At 65.9% G+C, this 24,127-nt stretch carries 24 protein-coding genes and 1 tRNA gene; 12 read left to right on the top strand and 13 right to left on the bottom strand.

Annotated elements, in window-relative coordinates:
• Positions 1-67: 67 nt before the first annotated feature.
• The 4 genes from hutU to hutI are packed head-to-tail and all read right to left on the bottom strand — an operon-like array spanning position 68 to position 5,344.
• Positions 68-1,735, bottom strand: coding sequence for a urocanate hydratase (gene hutU, locus ACEF39_RS13220; protein WP_500285376.1), 1,668 nt, complete (start codon positions 1,733-1,735; stop codon positions 68-70).
• Entirely contained in the window at positions 1,732-2,586 is an 855-nt protein-coding gene (gene hutG / locus ACEF39_RS13215; RefSeq protein WP_500285375.1) for an N-formylglutamate deformylase, read from the bottom strand. Before hutG ends, hutU begins: the two co-directional genes overlap by 4 nt.
• Entirely contained in the window at positions 2,583-4,124 is a 1,542-nt protein-coding gene (gene hutH / locus ACEF39_RS13210) for a histidine ammonia-lyase (RefSeq protein WP_500285374.1), read from the bottom strand. Before hutH ends, hutG begins: the two co-directional genes overlap by 4 nt.
• Positions 4,121-5,344 carry an imidazolonepropionase gene (hutI, locus tag ACEF39_RS13205; protein WP_500285373.1) on the bottom strand — a complete coding sequence of 408 codons (1,224 nt, stop codon included), beginning with the start codon at positions 5,342-5,344 and terminating at the stop codon, positions 4,121-4,123. The genes hutH and hutI overlap by 4 nt, the downstream gene beginning before the upstream one ends.
• 67 nt (positions 5,345-5,411) lie before the next feature.
• On the opposite strand from hutI, the gene ACEF39_RS13200 reads away from it, so the two are divergent.
• The 4 genes from ACEF39_RS13200 (at position 5,412) to ACEF39_RS13185 (ending at position 8,208) form a co-directional block, all read left to right on the top strand.
• Complete coding sequence (locus tag ACEF39_RS13200) at positions 5,412-6,782, top strand: formimidoylglutamate deiminase (protein WP_500285372.1); 1,371 nt, start codon at positions 5,412-5,414, stop codon at positions 6,780-6,782.
• 28 nt (positions 6,783-6,810) lie between these two features.
• Positions 6,811-7,539 carry a histidine utilization transcriptional repressor HutC gene (hutC, locus tag ACEF39_RS13195; RefSeq protein WP_500285371.1) on the top strand — a complete coding sequence of 243 codons (729 nt, stop codon included), beginning with the start codon at positions 6,811-6,813 and terminating at the stop codon, positions 7,537-7,539.
• 126 nt (positions 7,540-7,665) lie between these two features.
• Positions 7,666-7,806, top strand: coding sequence for a type II toxin-antitoxin system HicA family toxin (locus ACEF39_RS13190; protein ID WP_500285370.1), 141 nt, complete (start codon positions 7,666-7,668; stop codon positions 7,804-7,806).
• A gap of 9 nt (positions 7,807-7,815) precedes the next feature.
• Positions 7,816-8,208: a type II toxin-antitoxin system HicB family antitoxin gene (locus ACEF39_RS13185; RefSeq protein ID WP_500285369.1), complete on the top strand. Its 393-nt coding sequence runs from the start codon at positions 7,816-7,818 to the stop codon at positions 8,206-8,208.
• Positions 8,209-8,255: 47 nt separating this feature from the next.
• Here the strand turns inward: ACEF39_RS13185 and ACEF39_RS13180 are convergent, their stop codons facing one another.
• The 3 genes from ACEF39_RS13180 to ACEF39_RS13170 all read right to left on the bottom strand — a co-directional run bounded on the left by ACEF39_RS13180 (position 8,256) and on the right by ACEF39_RS13170 (position 10,359).
• Positions 8,256-9,272 (bottom strand): restriction endonuclease, encoded by a 1,017-nt coding sequence (locus ACEF39_RS13180; RefSeq protein WP_500285368.1) that lies wholly within the window; start codon positions 9,270-9,272, stop codon positions 8,256-8,258.
• A 238-nt stretch (positions 9,273-9,510) separates the two neighbouring features.
• Entirely contained in the window at positions 9,511-10,002 is a 492-nt protein-coding gene (locus tag ACEF39_RS13175) for a phasin family protein (protein ID WP_025876984.1), read from the bottom strand.
• A gap of 81 nt (positions 10,003-10,083) precedes the next feature.
• Positions 10,084-10,359 (bottom strand): polyhydroxyalkanoic acid system family protein, encoded by a 276-nt coding sequence (locus ACEF39_RS13170; protein WP_025876985.1) that lies wholly within the window; start codon positions 10,357-10,359, stop codon positions 10,084-10,086.
• Positions 10,360-10,483: 124 nt separating this feature from the next.
• On the opposite strand from ACEF39_RS13170, the gene ACEF39_RS13165 reads away from it, so the two are divergent.
• From ACEF39_RS13165 to aroA, 4 genes are all read left to right on the top strand, one after another.
• Positions 10,484-11,293: an FHA domain-containing protein gene (locus ACEF39_RS13165; RefSeq protein WP_500285367.1), complete on the top strand. Its 810-nt coding sequence runs from the start codon at positions 10,484-10,486 to the stop codon at positions 11,291-11,293.
• A gap of 253 nt (positions 11,294-11,546) precedes the next feature.
• Complete coding sequence (gene serC, locus ACEF39_RS13160) at positions 11,547-12,632, top strand: 3-phosphoserine/phosphohydroxythreonine transaminase (RefSeq protein ID WP_500285366.1); 1,086 nt, start codon at positions 11,547-11,549, stop codon at positions 12,630-12,632.
• 51 nt (positions 12,633-12,683) lie between these two features.
• A complete protein-coding gene (pheA, locus tag ACEF39_RS13155; RefSeq protein ID WP_025878757.1) occupies positions 12,684-13,874 on the top strand; it encodes a prephenate dehydratase in 1,191 nt (396 codons plus the stop codon).
• Positions 13,875-13,949: 75 nt separating this feature from the next.
• Positions 13,950-15,257: a 3-phosphoshikimate 1-carboxyvinyltransferase gene (aroA, locus tag ACEF39_RS13150; RefSeq protein ID WP_500285365.1), complete on the top strand. Its 1,308-nt coding sequence runs from the start codon at positions 13,950-13,952 to the stop codon at positions 15,255-15,257.
• A gap of 133 nt (positions 15,258-15,390) precedes the next feature.
• On the opposite strand, the gene ACEF39_RS13145 is transcribed toward aroA, so the two are convergent.
• Together ACEF39_RS13145 and ACEF39_RS13140 are read right to left on the bottom strand one after the other, a co-directional pair.
• Positions 15,391-15,957 (bottom strand): energy transducer TonB, encoded by a 567-nt coding sequence (locus tag ACEF39_RS13145; RefSeq protein WP_500285364.1) that lies wholly within the window; start codon positions 15,955-15,957, stop codon positions 15,391-15,393.
• Positions 15,958-16,075: 118 nt separating this feature from the next.
• Positions 16,076-16,720, bottom strand: a complete 645-nt coding sequence (locus ACEF39_RS13140; RefSeq protein ID WP_500285363.1) for an energy transducer TonB — start codon at positions 16,718-16,720, stop codon at positions 16,076-16,078.
• Positions 16,721-16,833: 113 nt separating this feature from the next.
• On the opposite strand from ACEF39_RS13140, the gene serS reads away from it, so the two are divergent.
• On the top strand, positions 16,834-18,114 hold the full coding sequence (gene serS, locus ACEF39_RS13135) for a serine--tRNA ligase (protein ID WP_025878753.1): 1,281 nt from the start codon (positions 16,834-16,836) through the stop codon (positions 18,112-18,114).
• 207 nt (positions 18,115-18,321) lie between these two features.
• On the opposite strand, the gene ACEF39_RS13130 is transcribed toward serS, so the two are convergent.
• Positions 18,322-18,672, bottom strand: a complete 351-nt coding sequence (locus ACEF39_RS13130; protein ID WP_500285362.1) for an SH3 domain-containing protein — start codon at positions 18,670-18,672, stop codon at positions 18,322-18,324.
• Positions 18,673-18,806: 134 nt separating this feature from the next.
• Positions 18,807-19,394, bottom strand: a complete 588-nt coding sequence (locus ACEF39_RS13125) for an FMN-dependent NADH-azoreductase (protein ID WP_500285361.1) — start codon at positions 19,392-19,394, stop codon at positions 18,807-18,809.
• Positions 19,395-19,516: 122 nt separating this feature from the next.
• Between ACEF39_RS13125 and ACEF39_RS13120 the strand changes: the two genes are divergently transcribed.
• Positions 19,517-20,509 (top strand): LysR family transcriptional regulator, encoded by a 993-nt coding sequence (locus ACEF39_RS13120; protein WP_025878750.1) that lies wholly within the window; start codon positions 19,517-19,519, stop codon positions 20,507-20,509.
• 81 nt (positions 20,510-20,590) lie between these two features.
• Here the strand turns inward: ACEF39_RS13120 and ACEF39_RS13115 are convergent, their stop codons facing one another.
• Positions 20,591-21,661, bottom strand: coding sequence for a DUF4241 domain-containing protein (locus ACEF39_RS13115; RefSeq protein WP_500285360.1), 1,071 nt, complete (start codon positions 21,659-21,661; stop codon positions 20,591-20,593).
• A 124-nt stretch (positions 21,662-21,785) separates the two neighbouring features.
• On the opposite strand from ACEF39_RS13115, the gene ACEF39_RS13110 reads away from it, so the two are divergent.
• Positions 21,786-21,875 (top strand) — tRNA-Ser (locus ACEF39_RS13110).
• Positions 21,876-21,961: 86 nt separating this feature from the next.
• Entirely contained in the window at positions 21,962-23,416 is a 1,455-nt protein-coding gene (locus ACEF39_RS13105; protein WP_500285359.1) for a DUF6538 domain-containing protein, read from the top strand.
• A 379-nt stretch (positions 23,417-23,795) separates the two neighbouring features.
• On the opposite strand, the gene ACEF39_RS13100 is transcribed toward ACEF39_RS13105, so the two are convergent.
• A complete protein-coding gene (locus ACEF39_RS13100) occupies positions 23,796-24,071 on the bottom strand; it encodes a hypothetical protein (protein ID WP_500285358.1) in 276 nt (91 codons plus the stop codon).
• Positions 24,072-24,127: the final 56 nt, after the last annotated feature.

Below are 24,127 nucleotides of genomic sequence, written 5' to 3'. Positions count from 1 at the left end.
GTGCCGGCCAGCGGCCGGCACTACCACACGTTCAAGGTAGCACCGGGCCACGCCCGGCGACACTCGATCAGCCCAGAATCCCCGGCAGATCCAGCCCCTTCTCCTTCGCGCACTCAATGGCGATCTCATAGCCCGCATCGGCATGGCGCATCACGCCCGTTGCCGGGTCGTTCCACAGCACGCGTGCAATCCGCTTGGCTGCCGCTTCGGTGCCATCGCAGACGATCACCATGCCGGCGTGCTGCGAGAAGCCCATGCCGACGCCGCCGCCATGGTGCAGCGACACCCAGGTCGCGCCACTGGCGGTGTTGAGCAGTGCATTGAGCAGCGGCCAGTCGGACACTGCATCGGAGCCGTCGGCCATCGCTTCGGTTTCGCGGTTCGGCGAGGCCACGCTGCCGCTGTCCAGATGGTCGCGACCGATCACCACGGGTGCTTTCAGTTCACCATTGGCGACCATCTCGTTGAAGGCCAGGCCCAGCCGATCGCGGTCGCCCAGGCCGACCCAGCAGATGCGCGCCGGCAGGCCCTGGAACTTGATCTTCTCGGCGGCCATGTCCAGCCAGCGGTGCAGGTGCGGGTTGTCCGGAATCAGCTCCTTCACCTTCGCATCGGTCTTGGCGATGTCTTCCGGGTCGCCGCTCAGCGCTGCCCAACGGAACGGGCCGATGCCACGGCAGAACAGCGGGCGGATGTAGGCCGGCACGAAGCCCGGGAAATCGAACGCGTTCTCGACACCTTCTTCCAGCGCCATCTGCCGCAGGTTGTTGCCGTAGTCCACGGTCGGCACGCCCAGTGAGTGGAAGCCGAGCATGGCTCGGATGTGGTTGGCCATCGACGCACGCGCGGCCTTCTCCACTTCCTTCGGTGCGGTTGCACGCTTGGCATCCCATTCTTCCACCGTCCAGTCCTGCGGCAGGTAGCCGTTGACCGGGTCGTGCGCGGAGGTCTGGTCGGTCAGCAGGTCCGGCTTCACGCCGCGTATCAGCAGTTCGTCCAGCACGTCGGCGACATTGCCGAGCAGGCCGACCGACAGCGGTTTCTTGGCGGTGCACGATTCTTCGATCAGGCGCAGGGCCTCATCCAGATCGTCGGTCCAGGTATCCAGGTAGCCGGTACGCAGGCGCATTTCGATGCTGCTCTTGCGGCATTCCACCGCCAGGCACGAGGCACCAGCCATCACGGCGGCCAGCGGCTGCGCGCCGCCCATGCCACCCAGTCCGCCGGTGAACAGCCACTTGCCGGCCAAGCTGCCGTTGTAGTGCTGGCGGCCCATTTCCACGAAGGTTTCGTAGGTGCCCTGCACGATGCCCTGTGCGCCGATGTAGATCCAGCTGCCGGCGGTCATCTGGCCGTACATCGCCAGGCCCTTCTTATCCAGTTCGTTGAAGTGGTCCCAGTTGGCCCAGCGCGGCACCAGGTTGGAATTGGCGATCAGCACGCGCGGTGCATCGGCATGGGTACGGAACACACCCACCGGCTTGCCGGACTGCACCAGCAGGGTCTGGTCGTCGTCCAGGCGTTTGAGGGTTTCGACAATGGCATCGAAGCTCTCCCAATCGCGTGCGGCACGGCCGATGCCGCCGTACACCACCAGCTCCTGCGGCCGCTCGGCCACGTCCGGGTGCAGGTTGTTCATCAGCATGCGCAGGGGCGCTTCGGTGAGCCAGCTCTTGGCGGTGAGCGTGCTGCCGGTCGGGGCGGCGATGGTGCGGGACGGGTCGTTGCGGGTCATGCGGCGCTCCGGTTCGTAGCGAATTCAAGGCAGGCGTTGAGCACCTGCGCCAGGGTGTGGCGCAGCGGTGCAGCGTGGTCGGGGTCGAGCGGGGTGGGCCAGCTGTGCTCGTCCACCTGGTCGGGTAGCGGTTCGTGCATGTAGCCGCGGCAAGCCAGTTCCATCTGCAGGCTGTGCACGCCACCGGCAATGCTGCTGTAGTGGCGGGTGATCCAGCCGCCCTTGAAGCGGCCGTTGCGCACGTGGCTCATGCCGCTGAGCGCCAGCAGGTTCTCCACCACATCGCTCAGCGCGTTGTCGCAGGAGGTGTCCGGTGCACCGGACGGCCCGGCGGTGCCGAGGTTGAACTGCGGCAGCTCGCCATCGAACAAGTGCGGGATGTGCGAGCGGATCGAATGCGCGTCGTACACCACCACGGCGCCGTGGCGTGCACGCAGACGTGCGATCTGCATGGCCAGTGCGTTGTGGTACGGCGCGAAATAGGTGTCGCGACGGCGGGCAATCTCGGCGTCGTCCGGCTCGCGACCCGCGTGGTACAGCGGCTGGTTGTCGAAGGTGGTCAACGGGCACAGGCCGGTGGTGTTCTGGCCCGGGTACAGCGACACGCCGCTGGGATCGCGGTTGAGATCGATCACCGAGCGCGAGATGGCCGAGCGCACGGTGGTCGCACCCATGCCGCGTGCGAAGTCGTACAGTTCATGCACCCACCAGTCTGCATCGCGACGCGCCAACCAGGGCGAGTGGAAGTCGCCGATCAGGTCATGCGGCAGTTCGCTGCCGGTGTGCGGGAAGCTGACGATCAGCGGCGCATCGCCCTCGTGCACGGTCAGCCAATCGGGATGGCCGCTCATGCCTGTGGTTCCACCGTGGGCAGCAGCTCGGCCAGGCCCTTGGCCAGCGCGCCGCTGCGAACCAGATCGGTCGCGATCACCATGTCCGGGTGGAAATAGCGATCGTCCTGCAGCATCGGCACCTGTGCACGAAGCGTGGCGCGTACGTTCTCCAGCGCGACGCTGGAGCGAAGCGGTGCATGGAAGTCACAGCCCTGCGCGGCGGCCAGCAGTTCGATGCCGATCACGTTGGCCGCGTTCTCGGCCATCTGCATCAGGCGGCGTGCACCGTGCGCGGCCATCGACACGTGGTCTTCCTGGTTGGCCGAGGTGGGAATCGAATCGACGCTGGCCGGGTAGGCGCGCTGTTTGTTCTCCGAGACCAGCGCAGCGGCGGTCACCTGCGGAATCATGAAGCCGGAATTCAAACCCGGGCGCGGGGTCAGGAACGCCGGCAGGCCGGACAGCGCAGGGTCGACCAGCATCGCCAGGCGGCGCTCGCTGATCGAACCGATCTCGCATACCGCCATCGCCAGCATGTCGGCGGCGAAGGCCACCGGCTCGGCATGGAAGTTGCCGCCGGACAGCGCCTCACCGGTGTCGGTGAACACCAGCGGATTGTCGGACACGCCGTTGGCTTCGATTTCCAGCGTGGTCGCGGCCTGGCGCAGGATGTCCAGCGCCGCGCCCATCACCTGCGGCTGGCAGCGCAGGCAGTACGGATCCTGCACGCGCACGTCGTTGTCGCGGTGCGATTCGCGGATTCCCGAGTCCTGCATCAGCGTACGCAGGGTAGCAGCGGTGGCGATCTGCCCGCGCTGGCCGCGAAGGGCATGGATGCGCGGATCGAACGGCGTGTCCGAGCCCTTGGCCGCTTCCACCGACAGTGCTCCGGTGACCAGCGCGGCCTGGAACACGGTTTCGATCTCGAACAGGCCGGCCAGTGCGTACGCGGTGGAGAACTGGGTGCCGTTGAGCAGGGCCAGGCCTTCCTTCGCGCCCAGTTCCACCGGCTGCAGGCCGGCGCGTGCCAGTGCATGCACGGCGGGCAGGCGCTCATCGCCGACGAAGGCCTCGCCGACGCCGATCATCACGCTGGCCAGATGCGAGAGCGGTGCCAGGTCGCCCGAGGCACCGACCGAGCCCTGCGCCGGCACCACCGGCAGCACGCCCTTCACCAGCATTGCTTCCAGCAGCAGCAGCGTTTCCTCGCGCACGCCGGAAGCACCCTGGGCCAGGCTGACCAGCTTCAACGCCATCATCAGCCGCACCACATTCGCCGGCATCGGCTCGCCCACGCCCGCGGCATGCGAGAGCACGATGTTCCGCTGCAGGGTGGCCAGGTCCTCGCGTTCGATGCGCACGCTGGCCAGCTTGCCGAAACCGGTGTTGATGCCATACACCGGTGCGCCCTTGGCGACGATGGCAGCCACCGTTGCGGCACTGGCACGCACCGCCGGCAACGCGGCCGGGTCAAGCGACAGCGGCGCACCGCGATACGCCTGCCGCCACTGGGCGAGGGTGACATGGCCGGGGCGAAGAACCAGGGTGTTGCTCATGTGTTGCTCCAGGAGGCAGGCAGGTCGGGCTGTCCGCGCACTACGCGCGCGTGCAGCGGGTTGAATCCAATGCGATAGACCAGGTCGGCGGGGGCGTCGATGTCCCAGATCGCCAGGTCGCAGTCCATGCCGACGGACAGGCGGCCGATGCGCTCGCCATGGCCCAGCGCACGCGCCGCTTCACGAGTGAAGCCAGCGATGCATTCGTCCACGGTCAGGCGGAACAGGGTGGCGCCCATGTTCATCGCCAGCAGCGGGCTGGTCAGCGGCGAGGTGCCCGGGTTGCTGTCGGTGGCCAGCGCCAACGGTACGCCGGCCGCGCGCAGCGCAGCGATCGGCGGCAGGGTGGTATCGCGGGTGAAATAGAACGCGCCGGGCAGCAGCACGGCGACGGTACCGGCGGCGGCCATCGCGGCGATGCCGGCGTCGTCCAGGTGTTCGATATGGTCGGCCGACAGCGCACCGAAACCGGCCGCCAGTTCGGCGCCATGCTGGTTGCTCAGTTGTTCGGCATGGATCTTGATCGCCAGCCCATGCGCACGCGCAGCGTCGAATACCTGACGGGCCTGCGCCGGCGAGAACGCGATGTTCTCGCAGAAGATGTCCACGGCCTCGGCCAGGCCTTCTGCAGCGATGGCCGGAATCATCACCTCGCACACCTCATCGGTGTATTCCTGCGCCTGGCGACCGGGCGGCACCGCGTGCGCACCGAGAAAGGTCGGCACCACGTTCACCCGGCATTCCTCGCCCAGCGCGCGGGCCACCTGCAGCTGCTTGCGCTCGTCCTGCAGGGTCAGGCCGTAGCCGGATTTGATCTCGATGGTGGTCACGCCTTCGGCACGCATCGCCAGCAGGCGAGGGCGACTCTCATGTGCCAGCTGCTCTGGTGAGGCGGCGCGGGTAGCGCGCACGGTAGACACGATACCGCCACCGGCACGGGCGATCTCGGCATAGCTCACGCCCTGCAGGCGCTGCTCGAATTCGTTGGCGCGGTTGCCGGCGTAGACCAGGTGGGTGTGGCAGTCGATCAGCCCCGGTGAGACCCAGCGGCCTTCGCCGTCGATGCGGGTGGTCGGCTGCAGATGGGCATCGCTGCCGGCGGGGCCGACATGCACGATGCGGCCATCGGTGGCGGCCAGTACTGCATCGCGAAGGACACCCAGCCCCTCGCCATCGAGGGTCATCAGGTGGACGTTGGACCAGAGGGTATCGACGTGCATGGCATCCACAACGCGGCTGTGCTTATATGTCTATACAATATAGGCGTCCAATTCGGGTTGTCCAGCCATGTCCGATTCGCGTTCCCCGTACTCCTTCCATGCCGCCCACGCCCTGCTGGCCGACGGCTGGGCCGCCGATGTCCGCCTGCAGGTGCAGGAGGGGCGCATCGCGGCGGTCACGCGCGGGCAGGCAGCGCAGCACGGTGATACCCGCGTGGGCATCCTGATGCCGGGCCTGCCGAACCTGCACAGCCACGCCTTCCAGCGTGGCATGGCGGGGCTGACCGAGATCGGTGGCGGCGACGGCGACAGCTTCTGGAGCTGGCGCGAACTGATGTACCGCTTCCTGGCCCATCTGCGCCCGGATGCAGTGCAGGCCATCGCCGCCCAGGCGTACATGGAGATGCTGGAAAGCGGCTTCACCCGCGTCGGCGAATTCCATTACCTGCACCATGATGCCGATGGCCGCGCTTACGCCAATCGCGCCGAGATGAGCGTGCAGATCGCCGCTGCGGCCGAGCAGACCGGCATCGGCCTGACCCTGCTGCCGGTGTTCTACGCCCACGCCGATTTCGGTGGGGCGCCGCCGAATCCGGCACAGCGCCGCCTCATCCATGACGTCGAAGGGTTCGCGCAGCTGCTTGATGGCGCCCGCACTGCACTGGCCACGCTGCCCGATGCGGTGGTCGGCATCGCCCCGCACAGCCTGCGCGCGGTGACCGGCGAGGAGCTGAGCGCACTACTGCCGCTGACCAATGGCCCGGTACACATCCACATTGCCGAGCAGGTGCGCGAGGTCGAGGCCTGCCTGGCATGGAGCGGACAGCGACCGCTGCAGTGGTTGTACAACCATGTCCCGGTCGACGCGCGCTGGTGCCTGGTGCATGCCACCCACATCACCGACGACGAGCGTGCGCAGATGGTCGCCAGTAACGCCGTGGCCGGCCTGTGTCCGATCACCGAGGCGAATCTGGGTGACGGCCTGTTCCCGATGCAGGCTTTCGCGCGCGAGGGCGGGCGCTTCGGTGTCGGCTCCGATTCCAACGTGCTGGTCGATGCCGCAGAAGAGCTGCGCCTGCTGGAATACGGCCAGCGCCTGACCCTGAGGGGGCGCAACGTGTTGGCCCCGGATGCCGGTCGCAGCACCGGGCGCTTCCTGTTTGAAGGGGCACTGCAGGGCGGTGCACAGGCGCTGGGCGTGGCTGCCGGCCTGCAGGTGGGTGCCAGCGCAGACATGGTTGAGCTGGATGCCGCGCACCCCGCGTTGCAGGCGCGACACGGTGACGCATGGCTTGACAGCTGGGTGTTCGCCGCACGTAATGGCGCGCTGCGATCGGTCTGGCGCCATGGCCGCCAGTGCGTGGCCGAGGGCCGCCACCTGCAGCGCGAGGCCATCACCACCGCCTTCGCCGCTGCCCTGCGTGGCGTGCTGGGCTGATCGCCTCCCACTATCGAGACCCCACTACGTGAAGGCCAGCAAGTCCGCCACGCTCAACCAGCGCATCCGCAGCGAACTGGAAAGCCGCATCCTCAGCGGGGAGTGGGCGCCGGGCTTCCGTATCCCGTACGAGCACGAGTTGATGGAGCAGTACGGCTGCTCGCGGATGACGGTGAACAAGGTGCTGACGGCGCTGGCCGAGAGCGGCATGATCGAGCGCCGCCGCCGAGCGGGCTCGTTCGTGGCCCGGCAGCCACCGCATCTGGAACAGGTGGCGCTGGAGATCCCGGACATCGCAATGGAGGTCGGCTCGCGCGGGCATCAGTACGGCTACCGCCTGCTACAGCGCGAACTGCGCTTGGCCGAGGCGGCAAATGCCGGTGAAGTCGAGCTGGCGGGCAGTGAACAGCTGCTGGCGATGCGCTGCCTGCACTTGGCCGATGGCCGGCCGCTGGCGCTGGAGCATCGCCTCATCAGCCCGGTCGGCGTGCCCGAGGTGCTGGAGGTGGACTTCAGTACCACCGCGCCGGGCAGCTGGCTGCTGCAGAACGTGTCGTGGACACGCGCCCAGCACCGCATCAGCGCCTGGGGCGCCGACGCGCCCACCGCCAAGCTGTTGGACGTGAAGCCCGGTACCGCCTGCCTGGTGATTGAGCGCTTGACCTGGCGCGGTGAACAGCCGATCACCCGCGTGCGTCAGATGTTCCTGGGGGATGCCTGGGATCTGGTCGCGCGCTTCTCGCCCGGGGCGCGATAGGGGAGGACGCACCGTTCTCCGCGGTGGTACAGGCGCTGTCGTCTTGCGCTCTGTCGTCGCGTGTGTACGATGTGTATGGTTCCTGCATGAAGAGCGGGGCTTATCCGGGAGCTGGAAGCGGCGGGCTTGTCCTGTCGCCGTATCCGCAGATCCCATCATGTATTCGTGCATCCGCACCGGCCTCACATCATCACCGTTCCGCATCCCAAGAAGGATCTGGGAAAAGGGTTGGTACAGGCATTGCGGAAGCTTGCGGGACTGACGTAGGAAGCCCTCATGCGATATCCAGTCTTGATCGAGGCCGGCGATGAACGTACCGCGTGGAGCGTGATCGTGCCGGATCTGCCCGGCTGCTTCTCGGCTGCAGACACGCTCGACGATGCGTTGACGTCTGCTGAGGAGGCGGCACTGGGATGGATCGATGCTGCGCTGGATGCAGGCCGCCCGATTCCGCGCCCTTCATCGGCGCAGAAGGTGGTTGCCGAGGCCGATGAAGCAACAGCGTGGATCCTCGCTTACATCTGCATCGATCCTTCCTTGCTGGATGACACCATCGAGCGGGTCAATATCAGCCTGCCGCGTCGCATCCTCGCGCGTCTGGATGCGCAGGCCAAGGCGGCCGGCGAGTCGCGCTCCAGTTACATCGCGCACCTGGCGGCACAGGGCTGACGATGCGGTGGCCGAGCTTGGGCCCGGTACCATCACGCCTCAGCCCATCAATACGTCGCGCACTGCCGCCACCGCACCGGCTCATCCACGCCGGGGCGGGCGTTGAGCTGCACGCGCACGTTGCGCAGGGCAGGGTAGCGAAGCACTTCCTGGCACACGCGAGGCCACACTGTTTCCAGTTCGCCGGTGCGGTTGATCGCCAGTGTCTGCCGGGTCAGCCAGACGCCGCTGGCGATGCCGGATTGCCCGGCCAGCGCGCGGGCCAGTTCGGCCTGGTAGCGGTCCAGCGTGGCAGCGTCGGGGTTGGGATTGCTGCGCGCGTCGTCGGTGTTCTGCGGCGCGGCTGTGGCGACCACGGGAGCGGGGACATTCGCGGCGCTGTCCGGCGCGGCGGGCGTCGGCAAAGGACGTGCAGCCGGCGACGCGACAGGTGCATCGGCGGGAGCCGGAATCGGGTCTGCCTGTTCGGTGCGCAGGCCTTGCAGGCCAAGCCCGACCAGCAGCCCCAGCGTCATTGAAGCCAGTGCGGCAATGGCGATGCGGCGCAGCGCCTCATGGCGGGCAATCGCGCGCACGCGGGTGTCAACATCGGTCGGCAGGTAGGGCTGCAGCAGCGGCCACAGACGCGGACCATCAATCACTTCCACCGCTTGCTTCTCTGCGGCGGCCAGACCATCGCGCTCAACCCGGCCTTCGGTGATCAGCATGCCGCCCTTGGCGCCCGCCAGTCGCGCGGCAGCGCCCAGTTCGTTCACCGCAGCGGTGCCGATGCGATAGGCCAGCCCGTGCTTGCACGACACCCGCCAGTTGTTCGGGCCGTCGCTGAGCAGGAAATCGCTGCTCGGCTCACGGCTTTCCTCGCTCGGGTCCTGCAGTTCACGCAGTCCGCGCTGCTCGCGCAGCATGCGTTTGATCAGGGTGGAAAACTCGCGCCAGTGCATGCCCGCCAGGGCCTGCAGGCCCAGTTGCATTTCGGTACGTCGGCGCTTGAACCACCAGAGATAGACGGTGGCCAGGGTGCAGGTAAGCAGGGCCGACAGCAGGGCCAGAATCCAGGGAAGCATGCAGGGCGACGACGGAAGGGGCGAAAACGGAAGCCCACAGTGTAAAGGGCCGACCGGTTGATTGCGTCAGGGTGTTCCCGACAACAACCGTGATGCAGCCCGCAGATCTGCACGCGCCAGACACGAAAAAACCCGCCAATCCTGAAGCCGTGAGGGGAGGGAACAAACGGCAGCCGAAGCGATTGGCGGGTTCTACGCGATTGTCAACGAAAATTTATTGCGTTGCAACAAAGGCGGTTCAGGGCGTGCTGCCCGGTGACTGGTGGCTGCCCGGCGAGGGGGCATCCACGTCGGTGGAGGCGCGGTGTTCCAGCTTGGCCAGGCGTGCGGTCAGGGCATCGATGCGGGCTTCCAGCGCGGTCACCTGATCGGCGGTCGGCACGTGCAGTCGCTTGAGTACGCCCTGCACCTGGTCATCGAAGGCCTTGTTGACCTTGTCCCAGGTTCCGGATGCCTTCTCGCGGGCTTCGTCCAGCGAGTGCTCGACGTTGTCGCGCCAGCCCGGTTCCTGCTCGCCGCTGCGTTCACGGCGGCGGGCTTCCCAGGCTTCGCCTTCCTTCACCAGGCCATCGAAGAACCGGCCTCCTTCTGCCTGCGCGCGCCCAAGGGCGCCAAGTCCGGCCAGCCAGACCTGCTGGGCCGAATCGCTCAGCTTGCGCGAAAAGCGTTCTGCCTGGTCGCCGAAGCCGGCATCGTCGTCGCGGCGATCGTCATTCTCGTAACGGTTCATTGCATTCCCCGTGGGAGTTGGGCCTACCCCCGAGAGTAGCGCGCGCCGACGTTGCTGGGCCGTGATGGCCGCAGCGCAGGTTCAGCCCAGCTTTTCCTTCAACACACGCTGGATCTCGCTTTCCACCATGCCCTTCATCGCCGACAGCAGGAAGCCCAGCTTGGCCGTCACCCGCACCGCGCCCGGCTGCAGTTCGATCGCACCGTCCACGCCACTGCCGGAGAAGTTCAACACGTCGGCGGCCCACGACGACTTCAGGCCGAAGCGTTCGCCCAGCTTGGCGGCAACCTGCTCGATCGCTTCACGTGCCTGGGTGTCGGGCAGGGTATGGGCGTGGCGGACATCGATGGTGGACATGCAGGCTCCTGGCGCAGGGCGGGGATCAGTGAGAGGGCGAGCATTGTGCGCATCGACAGCGCCCACGCCAAGCGCTCATCGCAGGTTCTTCTTCGTAGGCGGCCAACCTGCTAGTCTGCGCCGCGTGCAGAACCTGCTAGTTCACTTCAGTCAACAACAACAGCCCGACCAGCCGCTACGGCCCGGGGTGCAGCGCATCGTGCGCCAGGCAAACGGCAGCGTGCGCCTGGGCGATGCCGGCAACGGCGCGCTGCTGCTCGCGCAGTTCTGCATGGACGATCGCGGCCTCTGGCTGCAGGTCGGCAACGGTATCCGCGGCATTCATGTGAACGGCCGCCCGGTACGGCGCATGGCCTTGCTGCGGGCCGGTGACGCGGTATATGTGGACGGCGTGGAAATGGTCCTGCAGGGCGAGGTCGACACCCTGCTGCAGGCACCGGCGCCGGCCGCCAGCGTTGAAGGCAACGGTGACGAGCAGCGCCTGCTGCGCGGTGTCGGTGGCCTGCATCACGGCCGCAGCTACCCCCTGTCGCGCACGCGGGTGATCGGCCGTGGCAGCGATGTCGACATCGAGATCGACGAGCCTGCCTTCGCCGAACAGCACGCGCGGGTGGAAGTACACGGCGAGCGGGTATTGCTGCGTGACCTGGGCAGTGCCGATGGCACCCGGGTCAACGGCGTAGCCGTCCGCCACTGCTGGCTGCAGGCCGGCGACCAGGTGGTGTTCGATGGCCAGCACCGGTTCGTGCTGGAAGTGCCGCATGACCCGCGCAGACGCCCGCCGCTGGCCGATGACGAAGGCAGCGACGAAGCCGAACAGGCGCCCATGGTGCCGGTCGCACCGCGTCGGGTGCGCCGCTGGCCCTGGCTGCTCGGCAGTGCGTTGCTGTTGGCGGCGGTGCTCAGCCTGCTGCTCTGGTTCGGCGCGCGCTGAACCGCATCCGCCGGGCATGGCCCGGCGCTACCGGCCTTCTCTCTGGTAGATGCCAACCTTGGTTGGCACGTTCCCTCCGCACCCATGACGCCTGCCGGCGTACGCCAACCAAGGTTGGCGGCTACCAAGACCATGCACGGCCCCGCACCGCGCGCGGCAAATGGATACGGATGCAACCAAATTTCCCTTGCGCCACAAGGCCGCAAGGCTGGTGCAGTGCGGCATACTAGCGGTCTTGCCCCACAGGTGTGCCATGACGCGCGCGTTCAACTTCAGTGCCGGCCCTGCCACGTTGCCGGAATCGGTCCTGCGCCAGGCGCAGGCGGAAATGCTGGACTGGCACGGTAGCGGTGCCTCCATCGTGGAAATGAGCCATCGCGGTCCGGAATTCATGTCCGTGGCCGCCGAGGCCGAGGCCGACCTGCGTCGCCTGCTCGACATTCCCGAGGACTATGCAGTGCTGTTCCTGCCCGGGGGCGCCACCACCCAGCAGGCGTTGATTCCGCTCAACTTCGCCAGCCCCGGCCAGCGTGCCGACTACGTGGTCACCGGCCACTGGGGCAAGACCGCAGTCAAGCAGGCCAGCCCCTACGTGGACGTCAACGTCGCCGCCAGCAGCGAGGCCGAAGGCTATCGCCAGCTGCCCGAGCGCGCCGCCTGGCAGCTTTCGCCCGATGCCGCCTACGTGCACATCACCGCCAACGAGACCATTCACGGCGTCGAGTTCCGTGATGTGCCCGACACCGGCAACGTGCCGCTGGTGGCCGACTTCAGCTCATCCATCGCCAGCGAGCCGCTGGACGTGCGCCGCTACGGCATCATTTACGCCGGTGCGCAGAAGAACCTGGGTCCGGTCGGCATCGCGGTGATGATCATCCGCCGCGACCTGCTGGAGCGCAGTGGCCAGCCGCGTGCGGACATCTTCGATTACCGCTCGCACGTCGCCCGCGATTCCATGCTCAACACGCCGCCCACCTGGAACTGGTACCTGGCTGGCCTGGTGTTCAAGTGGATGCTGGCCGAAGGCGGCGTGGTCGAGTTCGCCAAGCGCAACGCCGCCAAGGCCGCGCTGGTGTACGGCGCCATCGATGCCTCCGGCGGCTTCTATCGCAACGAGGTCGCGCATTCGGCGCGCTCGCGGATGAACATCCCGTTCTTCCTGCCCAACACCGACCTGGATGTCCGCTTCGTCGCCGAAGCCAAGGCCGCCGGCCTGCTGGCGTTGAAGGGCCACAAGGTGGTCGGTGGCATTCGTGCGTCGCTCTACAACGCCATGCCGCTGGCCGGGGCCGAGGCGCTGGTCGCCTTCATGGCTGATTTCCAGCAGCGTCACGGCTGAGCAATGAACGGCGCGCATCGTCGGGTGCGCGCCCCGCAACAAGGAATTCCGATGGCAAGCAAACCCAGCAAGAAGGCGTCGAAGAAGGCCGAACCGGCCAAGGACAGCGCCACCTCCAAGCCGAAGGGCAAGTCGAAGGCAACCGCGGTGCCCACCCTGGCGCCACTGGCGCTGGCCGATGTGCGTTCGAAGATCGACCAGATCGACCGTGACATCCAGAGCCTGATCGCCGAGCGCGCACAGTTCGCCCACCAGGTCGGCAAGGCCAAGGGCAAACTCGCCGCCGCCGTTGATTACTACCGCCCCGAACGCGAAGCGCAGGTGCTGCGCATGGTGGTGGACCGCAACGAAGGCCCGCTCAGCGATGAGCTGCTGGTGCACGTCTACCGCGAAATCATGTCGGCCTGCCTGGCCCAGCAGGAGCCGTTGAAAATCGGTTACCTCGGCCCGGAAGGTACCTTCAGCCAGCAGGCCGTGCTAAAGCACTTCGGCCGCTCGGCGCTGGGCCTGCCGATGGCCAGCATCGAAGAAGTGTTCCAGGAAGTGGAGGCGGGCAACGCCGATTTCGGCGTGGTGCCGGTGGAAAACTCGGGGCAGGGCACCATCCAGATCACGCTGGACATGTTCCTCACCTCCAACCTGAAGATCTGCGGCGAAGTGGAGCTGCGCGTACAGCAGTACCTGATGTCGCGCAGTGGCCGCATCGAAGACATCGAGCGCGTCTACGGCCACCCGCAATCCTTCATGCAGACCTCGGCATGGATGCGCGCCAACCTGCCCAAGGCCGAGAAGATCCCGGTCGCCAGCAACGCCGAAGGCGCGCGCCGTGCGCGCAATGCCGACGACGCTGCAGCCATCGGCGGCGAGAGCGCCGGCCACGTGTACGGCCTGAAGAAGGTCGTCACCAAGCCGATCCAGAACGATGCCGACAACACCACCCGTTTCCTGGTGGTGGGCCGCAACATCTTCCCGACCTCCGGCCACGACCGGACCTCGGTGCTGGTGTTCATCCATGACAAGCCCGGTGCGCTGTTCGATGTGCTCAGCCCGTTCGCGCGCCATGGCATCAGCATGAACCGCATCGAGTCGCGGCCCTCGCATCACGGCAAGTGGGAATACGGCTTCTTCATCGATCTCGCCGGCCACATCGACGACGCGCCGATGCAGGCCGCATTGGCCGAGCTGGAAGCGCACTCGGCGCAGATCAAGGTGCTTGGCTCCTATCCGGTGGCCGTGCCCTGATCCCTGCTGCGGCGGCTGCGGTCGCCGCCCCCTGATGCACCGCCGGCGACTCGGCGCTTACGGAACAATTCAACGATGAGCAACGCGCAGCACTGGATCGCCCGCAAGGGCCAGCCCCTGCAGGGCAGCCTGACCATTCCCGGCGACAAGTCGGTCTCGCACCGCTCGGTGATGTTCGCCGCGCTGGCCGATGGCACCTCGCATATCGAAGGCTTCCTGGAAGGCGAAGACACCCGCGCCACCGCGCGCATCTTCAGTCAGTTGGGCGTGCGCATCGAAACTCCCAGCGCATCGCAGCGGATCGTGCACGGCGTCGGCATCGACGGCCTGCAGGCACCCAGCGCACCGCTTGATTGCGGCAACGCCGGCACCGGCATGCGTCTGCTCGCCGGCCTGCTGGCCGGTCAGGCATTCGACAGCACGCTGGTCGGCGACGAATCGCTGTCCGGCCGTCCGATGCGCCGCGTCACCGGTCCTCTGTCGCAGATGGGCGCGAAGATCGACACCGAGGCAGATGGCACGCCACCGCTGCACGTGCATGGCGGGCAGACGCTGAACGGCATCGACTTTTCCTCGCCGGTAGCCAGCGCACAGATCAAGTCCGCCGTGCTGCTGGCCGGCCTGTACGCGCATGGCGAAACCAGCGTCACCGAGCCGCACCCGACCCGCGACTACACCGAGCGCATGCTGTCCGCATTCGGCGTGGATATCGCGTTCTCGCCAGGCAAGGCCCGCCTGCGTGGCGGCCAGCGCCTGCGCGCGACCGACATCGTGGTGCCGGCCGACTTCTCTTCGGCCGCGTTCTTCCTGGTCGCTGGCAGCATCATTCCCGGCTCCGAGCTTCGCCTGAAGCAGGTCGGCCTCAATCCGCGCCGTACCGGCCTGCTGCACGCGCTGCGCCTGATGGGCGCGGACATCACCGAAGAGAACCCGGCAGAGCAGGGTGGCGAACCGGTGGCCGATCTGGTGGTGCGCTACGCGCCGCTGAAGGGCGCGCGCATTCCGGAGGAACTGGTGCCGGACATGATCGACGAATTCCCGGCCCTGTTCGTGGCCGCTGCCGCCGCTGAAGGGCAGACCGTGGTGACCGGCGCTGCCGAACTGCGGGTGAAGGAATCCGATCGTCTGGCGGCGATGGCGACCGGCCTGCGCACGCTGGGCATGCAGGTGGACGAAACCGAAGATGGCGCCACCCTGCACGGCGGCGTAGCGCTGGGCAGTGGCACCATTGAAAGCCACGGCGACCATCGGATCGCGATGGCCTTCGCCATTGCCGGCCAGATCAGCCATGGCGAAGTACGCATCAACGACATTGCCAACGTCGCAACGTCCTTCCCGGACTTCGACGGCCTGGCCCGCAGCGCCGGCTTCAACCTGGCCTGATCGGCACCACATCCGCCGGGCGTGGCCTGGCGGATCACATGGCCTGGTAGGGGCCAACCTTGGTTGGCACGCTTCTGCGCACAAAAAAAACGGAGGCCGAGGCCTCCGTTTTCATTTCAGGCGTTACCGGCGATCAACGTTCGGTACGGAAATCCACCGGTACGCGCACGACGCTGGCCACGGCGCGGCCCTGATGCACGGCCGGCTCGAACTTCCAACCCTGCACGGTGTTCAACACGGCACGGTCGAGGTCACGGCTGCGTTCACCGCTGCGCGACACGATCGCCGCATCGGTCACGTTGCCACGGGTATCGACGTTCAAGCTGGCAACCACGCTGCCCTGCACGCCGCTACGCAGCGCGGCGGCCGGATAGCTGGGCTTGCTGTTGCTTGCCAGCGGGCGCGCCTCACGGCTTCGTACGGCCGGAGCCGCCTTGCGCTGGCTCTGCGCAGGCGCGGCCTGGCGCGTAGCCGGGGCCGGTGCGATAGCAACCGGCGTTTCCGTGGCCGGCAGCATGCGCTCGCTTACCGGCGCCGGCGCAACCTCATCATGGCTGGCGAAACGCAGCCAGACCAAAGCGGCTGCGAACATCGCCACGATCAGGGCCAGCCACAGCCAAGGAGAGGTCGAGCGGGGCTCAAGCGCGCCATTCTGCTGCAGTTGCGGCGAATGAAGGTTCTCGTGGGTGGTGGCAGTCATCGCAAACTCCTCACGTCAGTAACGACGCCCAGAGTGTTGCCCGAGGCGGCGTCGCAGCGTGTCAGCATTGCGTCAACGCGACTTGCAAGGTTCAGCTTTTCTGCGGGGAAGCATTCAGTTACTGCGGCTTGAAATCGAACGGCACTTCAATGCTGCCCGGCACCGGCTGGCCATTGCTGACCGCGGGGCTGAAGCGCCAGCGACGCACCGCGTCCGTTGCCGCGCGATCCAGTTCACGCGAACCGCTGCGCTGGATCACCGTCACGTTGTTCGGGTAGCCGGTGGCGTCCACCTCCACCCGCACCACCACGCTGCCTGCTTCACCGCGTCGCAGGGCGGCGGCCGGATAGGCCGGCGGCGGCGACTGGCCGGCAATCGGCATCGGCTGCGCATTGGCGGTTGCCGGCGCCGCAGTGCCCGGCGCGGACGGGGCTGGCTCAACCGTGGCCGGCGGCGGGGGCGGGGCGGTCTCCACCAGCTTCGGCGTATCTTCTTCGTCCGGCACCGGGGCCGGCTTGGCGTCGGGCATGTCGCTGGAGCCCGCGGCTGCGGCCAGCGGCTCGGGCAGCGGTTCCACCTGGGCGGTTTCCTGCGGCGTCTGTGCGGCCGGGTCGGCGCGGAAGAATTCCTTGTCGCGACCGGTCAGCCAGACCAGCACGAACAGCAGGATGCCCACGCCGAAGGCGATGCCGGCGATCTTCAGGGCGTTGCGCGGGATATGCACGGTGAACGACTTGGCAGGCGACGGACGGGGAGCAGACATGGACCAGACCAGTACGGAATGCCTCGATTCTGCCACGACCGGAATGAACCGGGCGGCAGAATTCCGTATAACAGGCGATAATCCCGTTCCTGTTACCCACCACGACGCCTGCCATGCTTGATCCAGCCCTGCTCCGCCACCAGCCCGCCGACCTCGCCGAACGCCTGCGCACCAGCCGCGGCTTCGAGCTCGACGTGTCTGCCCTGGAGTCACTGGAGGCGGATCGCAAGCGCATCCAGGTGCGTACCCAGGAGCTGCAGAGCCTGCGCAACAGCCGTTCCAAGGCCATCGGCCAGGCCAAGGCCAAGGGCGAGGACGTTTCAGCCATCATGGCCGAGGTGGCCGCCTTCGCCGATGAGCTGAAGGCCTCGGAAGTGGCCCTGGACGAGCTGCGCGAGAAGATCGACACGATCTCGATGGGCATCCCGAACATTCCCGCCGATGACGTGCCGGCCGGCGCCGACGAGAGCGAGAACGTCGAGCAGTCGCGCTGGGGTACCCCGCGCCAGTTCGATTTCAAGGTGCTCGATCACGTCGAACTGGGCGCGCGCAACAAGTGGCTGGACGGCGAGACCGCTGCCAAGCTGTCCGGCTCGCGCTTCACCGTGCTGCGTGGCCCGATCGCGCGCCTGCACCGTGCCCTGGCCCAGTTCATGCTCGACCTGCACAGCGGCGAGCACGAGTACCAGGAAACCAACGTGCCGGTGATCGTCAACGCCGACAGCCTGTACGGCACCGGCCAGCTGCCCAAGTTCGAAGAAGACATGTTCATCACCCAGTTGGGTGAGCAGAAGCGTTACCTGATCTCGACCTCGGAAATCTCGCTGACCAACATCGCCCGCGACGAGATCCTCGACGCCGAGCGCCTGCCGCTGCGCATGACCGCCCACTCGCTGTGCTTCCGTTCCGAAGCCGGCAGCGGTGGCCGCGACGTGCGCGGCATGATCCGCCAGCACCAGTTCGAGAAGGTCGAGCTGGTTTCGATCTGCCGCCCGGAAGACAGTGACGCCGAGCACCAGCGCATGACCCGCTGCGCCGAAGTGGTGCTGGAGAAGCTGGGCCTGCCGTACCGCAAGGTGCTGCTGTGCACCGGCGACATGGGCTTCTCGGCCATCAAGACCTACGACCTGGAAGTCTGGCTGCCGTCGCAGGAGACCTACCGCGAGATTTCCTCGTGCTCGAACTGTGGCGACTTCCAGGCCCGCCGCATGCAGGCCCGCTGGCGCAACCCGGCCACCGGCAAGCCGGAGCTGGCGCATACGCTGAACGGCTCGGGCGTGGCCGTCGGTCGCGCGATGATCGCGGTGATGGAGAACTACCAGAACGCCGACGGCAGCATCACCGTGCCCGAAGCCCTGCGCCCGTACATGGGCGGTATCGAAACCATCGGCTGAACCCGGTAGAGGCCATGCTTGCATGGCATCGCTCTGACTTTGGTGGGTGCCATGCTTGCATGGCACCGCATCCACGCATGGCGTGGATCTACTGACGCGGTGCGGCATCCACGCATGGCGTGGATCTATTGTGCGGTGCTGCATCCATGCGCTGAGGGGGCTGGGGCTTTGCAGTAGATCCACGCCATGCGTGGATAGCGCAATCCATCAACCCGCTACGCGCAGCTTCTCCAGCGGCACCCAGCCCGACTCCCCACTCTCCGGCACACACCACGCCCAACCATTGAGCGTGCGCGCACCCCGCAGCTGCTGCCCCGGGTCCACATCCAGCTCGCGCGCGCAGTAGTCCTCCGTGGCAAACGCACCCCCCAGCGCATCGCGACCGATCACCGGCGCCGGTACGAACCCGGGCTGTTGCCCCTCGGCCTCGCATAGAAACCAGTCCTCCCAACCCTCGGGCCCCTCATAACGCTCGCCCACCACCAGCGCCTGCCCACGGCGCAGGGTAATCGGGTGCGGAAATTCGCTGCGATGCACAGCCGTCACGATGTAGTCCATCGCCTCATGCTGGCAAAAAAAACGGCCCCGCAAAAGCAGGGCCGCCAGGGTAGGGTGGGCCGGGATGGGGGAGGGAATCCCGGCCCGCGTTCAGCGCCCAGACGAGGGAGAGAGGCGCCGAACGCTGGAACGGGTTACGCCGCTGCCACTTCCGCCGCCTCATGCGTCGGCAGCGCTGCCAGTGCACCGGCAATGGCGTCTTCGCGATGCTGCGGCGAATAGGCGATGCCCTCGGCACGCACGAACTCGATGTCGTTGATGCCCCAGAAGGCAAACGTCTGGCGTAGGAAGGGCTCCTGGAAGTCCGCCGGCGAATCGGTGTAGATGCCGCCACGGCTGCTGACCACGATCACCCGCTTGCCACCGGCCAGGCCCACCGGGCCGTTCTCGGTGTACTTGAAGGTGCGCCCGGCCACCGCCACGCGGTCGATCCATGCCTTCAGGGTGGAGGGCACGCTGAAGTTGTACATCGGCGCGCCGATCACCACGATGTCGGCAGCCAGGAACTGCTCGAGCACCTGTTCAGCATCGGCCGCTTCAGCCGCGTCGGTCTTGGCCAGCGAACCGCTGCGCAGATGCGGTACCGGATTGGCGTCAAGATCGCGATAATCAACCTGCAGACCGTCGATCTGCTGCTTGAACTGGGCCACCACGGCGGCGGTCAGGTGGCGGGAGACGGAGTTGTCGCCAAGCACGCTGGCGTCGATGTGCAGAAGCTTCATGGCAGTACCTATGTTCGGGAGAGGTGGCGGGCTTGCCGCCGACGGAGAGAACAATAGGTTGTTGCAAGGGCGGGATAAAGGTGGTTGAATGCCACGTATTGTTCTACTAATGGAACTAGGGTATGCATGACCTGAATGATCTGTACTACTTCGCGATGGTGGTTGACCACGGCGGTTTCGCCGCCGCCGAGCGCGCACTGGGCATCCCCAAGTCGCGCCTGAGCCGCCGTATCAGCCAGCTGGAAACCGACCTGGGCGTGCGCCTGCTGCAGCGCTCCACGCGCCGCTTTGCCGTCACCGACGTCGGTACCAGCGTGCACCGCCACGCCCAGACCATGCTGGCCGAGGCGCAGGCCGCGCGCGAGGTGGTGGACCGCCTCAGCGCCGAGCCACGCGGCCTGGTACGCGCCAGCGTGCCGGTATCGCTGGCGCAGATGCAGCTGCCCAAGCTGCTGCCCAAGTTCCTCGAGCAGTACCCGAAGGTGCGGCTGCAGCTGAACATCAGCAACCGCCGCGTGGACATCATCAACGAAGGCTACGACGTGGCCCTGCGCGTGCGTTCGCGCCTTGATGACGATGGCAGCCTGGTGATGCGCAGCTTCGGCCAAGTGCAGGAGCTGCTGGTGGCCAGCCCGAAGTACCTGGACCGCGCCGGTCGCCCGAAGGACCCGGAAGAGCTGGCCAACCACGTCACCCTGAGCATCAGTGAGGACGAGGCGCGCCAGCGCTGGGAACTGCACGGACCGGAAGGTGCGGTGCGCCGGGTAGACCTGCAGCCGCGCGTGGCCGGTTTCGACTTCCCGCTGCTGCAGAGCATGGTGAAGGACGGTTTCGGTATCACCATGCTGCCGGAAACCGTCTGCGCCGATGCCGTGCGCAATGGCGAGCTGGAAGTGGTGCTGCCGGACTGGTCGCTGCCGCAGGGCGTGTGCCATGCCGTGTTCGCCTCGCGCCGCGGCCTGCTGCCGGCGGTGCGGGTGTTCATCGACTTCCTGGCCGAGCACCTGCCGCCGCAGCTGGAGGCCTCGCGCCTGGATTGCGGTGGCGCCTGCGAGAAGGCCAAGGAGCGGATCAAGGCCAGTGCACTGGGTGCGTTGGCGGTGGACGCGGGCTGAGGCTTGCATCCTCGGCGGCAACGCCGATCCGTGAAACGGTAGCGCCGGGCCATGCCCGGCGTTTTCGTTTTCCGGCGCCGATCACTTCCGCCCGAACAACCGGTCCCAGAAGCTGCGGCGCGGTTGTGCCGACGCTGCGGGCTCGGCAATGACCGGTGCTTCCAGCACCGCCATCAGTTCCGCGCTGCGTGGCTTCTTCAGGAAGCGCGCGTAGTCCAGATAGCCGGTCACCTTGCTCATGTGCAGGTGCTCGGGCATCGCAGGCAGTGCGCCGCCCTGCAGCAGCACCCGCAACGCCTGCGGGCGATCCAGGCGGATCGCTTCGAACAGTGCGGTGCCGCCGCATCCGGGTTCGATCTGGTTGGCGCGCTGTGGCGCATCCTTCAGCAGGTCTCGCAGCACATCCGCGTCGTCTCGCTCCACGGCCGCCACCAGTCGTGCCAACGCCTCGGCTTCTTCGGGTGGCAGGCTGTCGCGATAAGCTTGGTCGGCGATCTCACGTTCGTCGCGCCCGTCGCCGCCCTGGATGCACAGGAAATCGGTGACCAGGGCTACCGGAATGCCGGAGGTATCCAGGGCCCAGTAGCTGGGATAGACGCCATCGCCCCAGCCACTGGTGAACACCACCAGTCCATGCGGGGAGTCCTCGCCCCACGGGCGGTACTCGGCGCCTTCATCCAGGCCATCGTGGTCGATCAGCGCATCGGACCACGCGCTGTCTTCGTCGCCATTGGCCTGCTCGATCAAGGCCAGCAGCGCTTGCTGGGTGTCGGTGTCCATGAAGCAGCCGATGCCGGCGTCGACCGGATAGCCGATGAAGCTGTCGTCTTCCAGGCCGGTCAGGTCCTGCGTGGTCCAGCGCGCCATCTGCCAGTGCAGGGCGGAAGCGCTCAGTACCGTGCGCGGCTTGAACCAGACCACGGCCAGTGCTGGGTGGCCGCTGTGCACGATGATCTCGACTGGATGTCGGCCCACCGGCGCGGTGTAGTCGGCCAGCGCCGGCGCCTCGGCCTGGACAAGCGGGTCGCAGACCACCAGCTGCCCGCTGCTGACCGGCAGATGGCCGGCAAAAGTGCGATGCAGGGCGACCGCAGCCAGCTGGGTGTCGTCCAGCAGGGTGGTGCGCAGGTTGGCCAGATCGAGATGGGCCATGGGGGCTCCGATTGCAGTGAAGCCTCCACCGTGCCGGATGCGAAGGGCAGGGGCAAGGGTGGTCTTGGGCAAATGCCCTTCACGTGCGAGAATACGGCGCTGCCCGGGCGACCGGGACCCGATTGGAGAGATGGCCGAGCGGTTTAAGGCACCGGTCTTGAAAACCGGCGAAGGGTCAAACCTTCCGTGGGTTCGAATCCCACTCTCTCCGCCAACATTCGCATAAGTTATTGATTTGATTGAACTTATTTGCGTTACTTGAGTCTGCCAGCGGGACACAGATCGGGACACATCTCCCGAATGCGCATCCCCCATCACCTGATCCGCACCGCCTCAGGCGCCTTTGCCTTTCGTCAGCGCGTGCCCAGCGATTTGCAAGTCGTCATCGGCCGTAAGCTCATCAAGCAAACGCTTCGAACCTCAGATATTGCATCTGCCAGGCTTCGCGCGATTGTCTTGGCATCAGGCTATGCTCACGCCTACGACCTGCTGAGGGACCAGCGAGTGGACCGCCTTAGTAAAAAAGACTTGGACGCCCTCGTTGACCGCCTAAGCAGCGGTGGGGATCGGCGCGATCTGACGCTTCATCGGACGCAGGCTGCGGATGGCACCGTCACGGAACGCTGGCAGATCGACAGCGAAGACGATGTCCTTCTCTTCCGCCAAGCGCAGAGCTTCGTAACGCCGAGAGAAGTGGCGACGATCGGCATGCTCGACCCCGAACCTAGGCCGGCTCGCCAGGCCCGCCCGCAGGTGACCGAGACGATCAGCCTGGAAAAGGCCCGCGACGCATGGTTGGCGAGCATCAAGCCGCGAACCTTGCCCAAGACTTTCACGATCAAGACGGCCGCAGTGGAGTCGCTCGTAGCATTCCTCGGGCCTAAGTCAAAGCTCCACACGGTCACGCGTCCTGACTTGGCGCGCTGGTACCAGCATCTTCGTAATGGCGGGGCCTCGACGCCCACATTGACGAACAAGCAGAGTTATGTGGGTGGGAAAGGGGGTTTCTTCGAATGGTCGATTGCGTCCGGTTACTACCCCAAGGGTGACAATCCCGCGACTGGGCACGTGAGCTATTCGCTGCGCGAGAAGCGTGCCAGACGCAAGCTTGGCTTCAAGGCGTACGACCGTCATCAGATCCAAACGATCTTCTCGCCGAGCAACTTCGAGAAGCTCTCTGAGAATGCTCGATGGGCGTCGCTCCTTGGCCTCTACACAGGCGCACGAGCGTCGGAAGTGGGGCAGCTCTTGATTGCAGACATCGTGTTGGAAGGAAAGCTCCCTTGCATTCGAATTTCTGACGAGGGCGAGAACCAAAAAGTCAAAACGGAGGTCAGTCTTCGGACCGTTCCTCTGCATCCGGATTTCCTGGCGCTGGGCTTCATGGACTGGGTTGCAACGCGCAAAGCGGCAGGGCACAAGCGCTTGTTTCCCCAAGCGAAGGGCGATGCGCTCAATGGTCAAGGCAACTGGATCACGAAGGCCTTTAGCAGACATCTGTCGGTGATCGGTAAGGATTGGCCAAAGGCGAAGCGCGGCTTCCACTCGTTGCGAAAGACCTTTATCCAAGAACTTCAAACACTCGGCGTGGCATCTGAGCTGCGCGCTCAGATCGTGGGTCATGAGCTGGACGATGAGCATCATGGGACATACAGCCGTGCGTTTACCGCAAGAGAAAAGCTGAACGGCATGGGCAAGCACTCACCGGGAATCGCTTCTCTGAGCTATGGCCTGAAACTCCTCCCTTTTAATTGACCATGTGATTTTCGGAAGATCTAGACGCGAGTGATGACGCGAAAATTCACGGCAGGTATCGGAGCTGACGTGTGATAGAGTCAGCTCTGAATGGAATGATCTTCATTAAGAGATAAAACTCATGTCTCCGATAGGAAAAGGTGGGTTACCGCCAACTGGCGAAAGAAAGCCAGCCCCAGCTGTGATAGTCCCGCCCAAGGGTTCCTCAACGCCTTGTCCTCCAGGCTTGGAGGGTTTCCAAGAGGAGAGTGATTTTGTGGTCTACAGCAACACACAGCCGCCGGTGATGCTAGGTAGAGCTGGAACGCTCGAAGCGGCCCAATCCATTGCAAGCCGTTACGACCCTGATTAAGTTGCAGATAGCCGCACTAATTGATGGTTAGTTTTGATCTTCGTTAGGAACATTCTTTGCCGGGCTACTAATCAGTCCGAATGCTCCGGGAACGCGTTGGCCGCCTTCTGTAGGCCATCGAACATTTGCAATGTCTACATCCTGTACGCGCGGGAAGTTTGCTGGGGAAAAGTTGTAAATATTCGATTGCCAGTGTTCGATGCAAACTGCCGTTGCCTGGTCAGCATCAACTTTGGCCTGCTCAGGGGGAAGCCTGCTCAGTGCAGCCAAGAAAGCTCTGTTCCAAAATTCTTCGATACTCATAGCTGGTGTGCCAGATCAAGGTGGCACTCAGAAATAACGAGGTCCGAGAATTTGTC

The sequence above is a fragment of the Stenotrophomonas indicatrix genome (assembly GCA_041545745.1).
GTDB lineage: Bacteria > Pseudomonadota > Gammaproteobacteria > Xanthomonadales > Xanthomonadaceae > Stenotrophomonas > Stenotrophomonas indicatrix_A.
The sequence above is the reverse complement of the archived record's forward strand: the minus strand, read 5'-3'. Positions and strand labels throughout refer to the sequence as shown.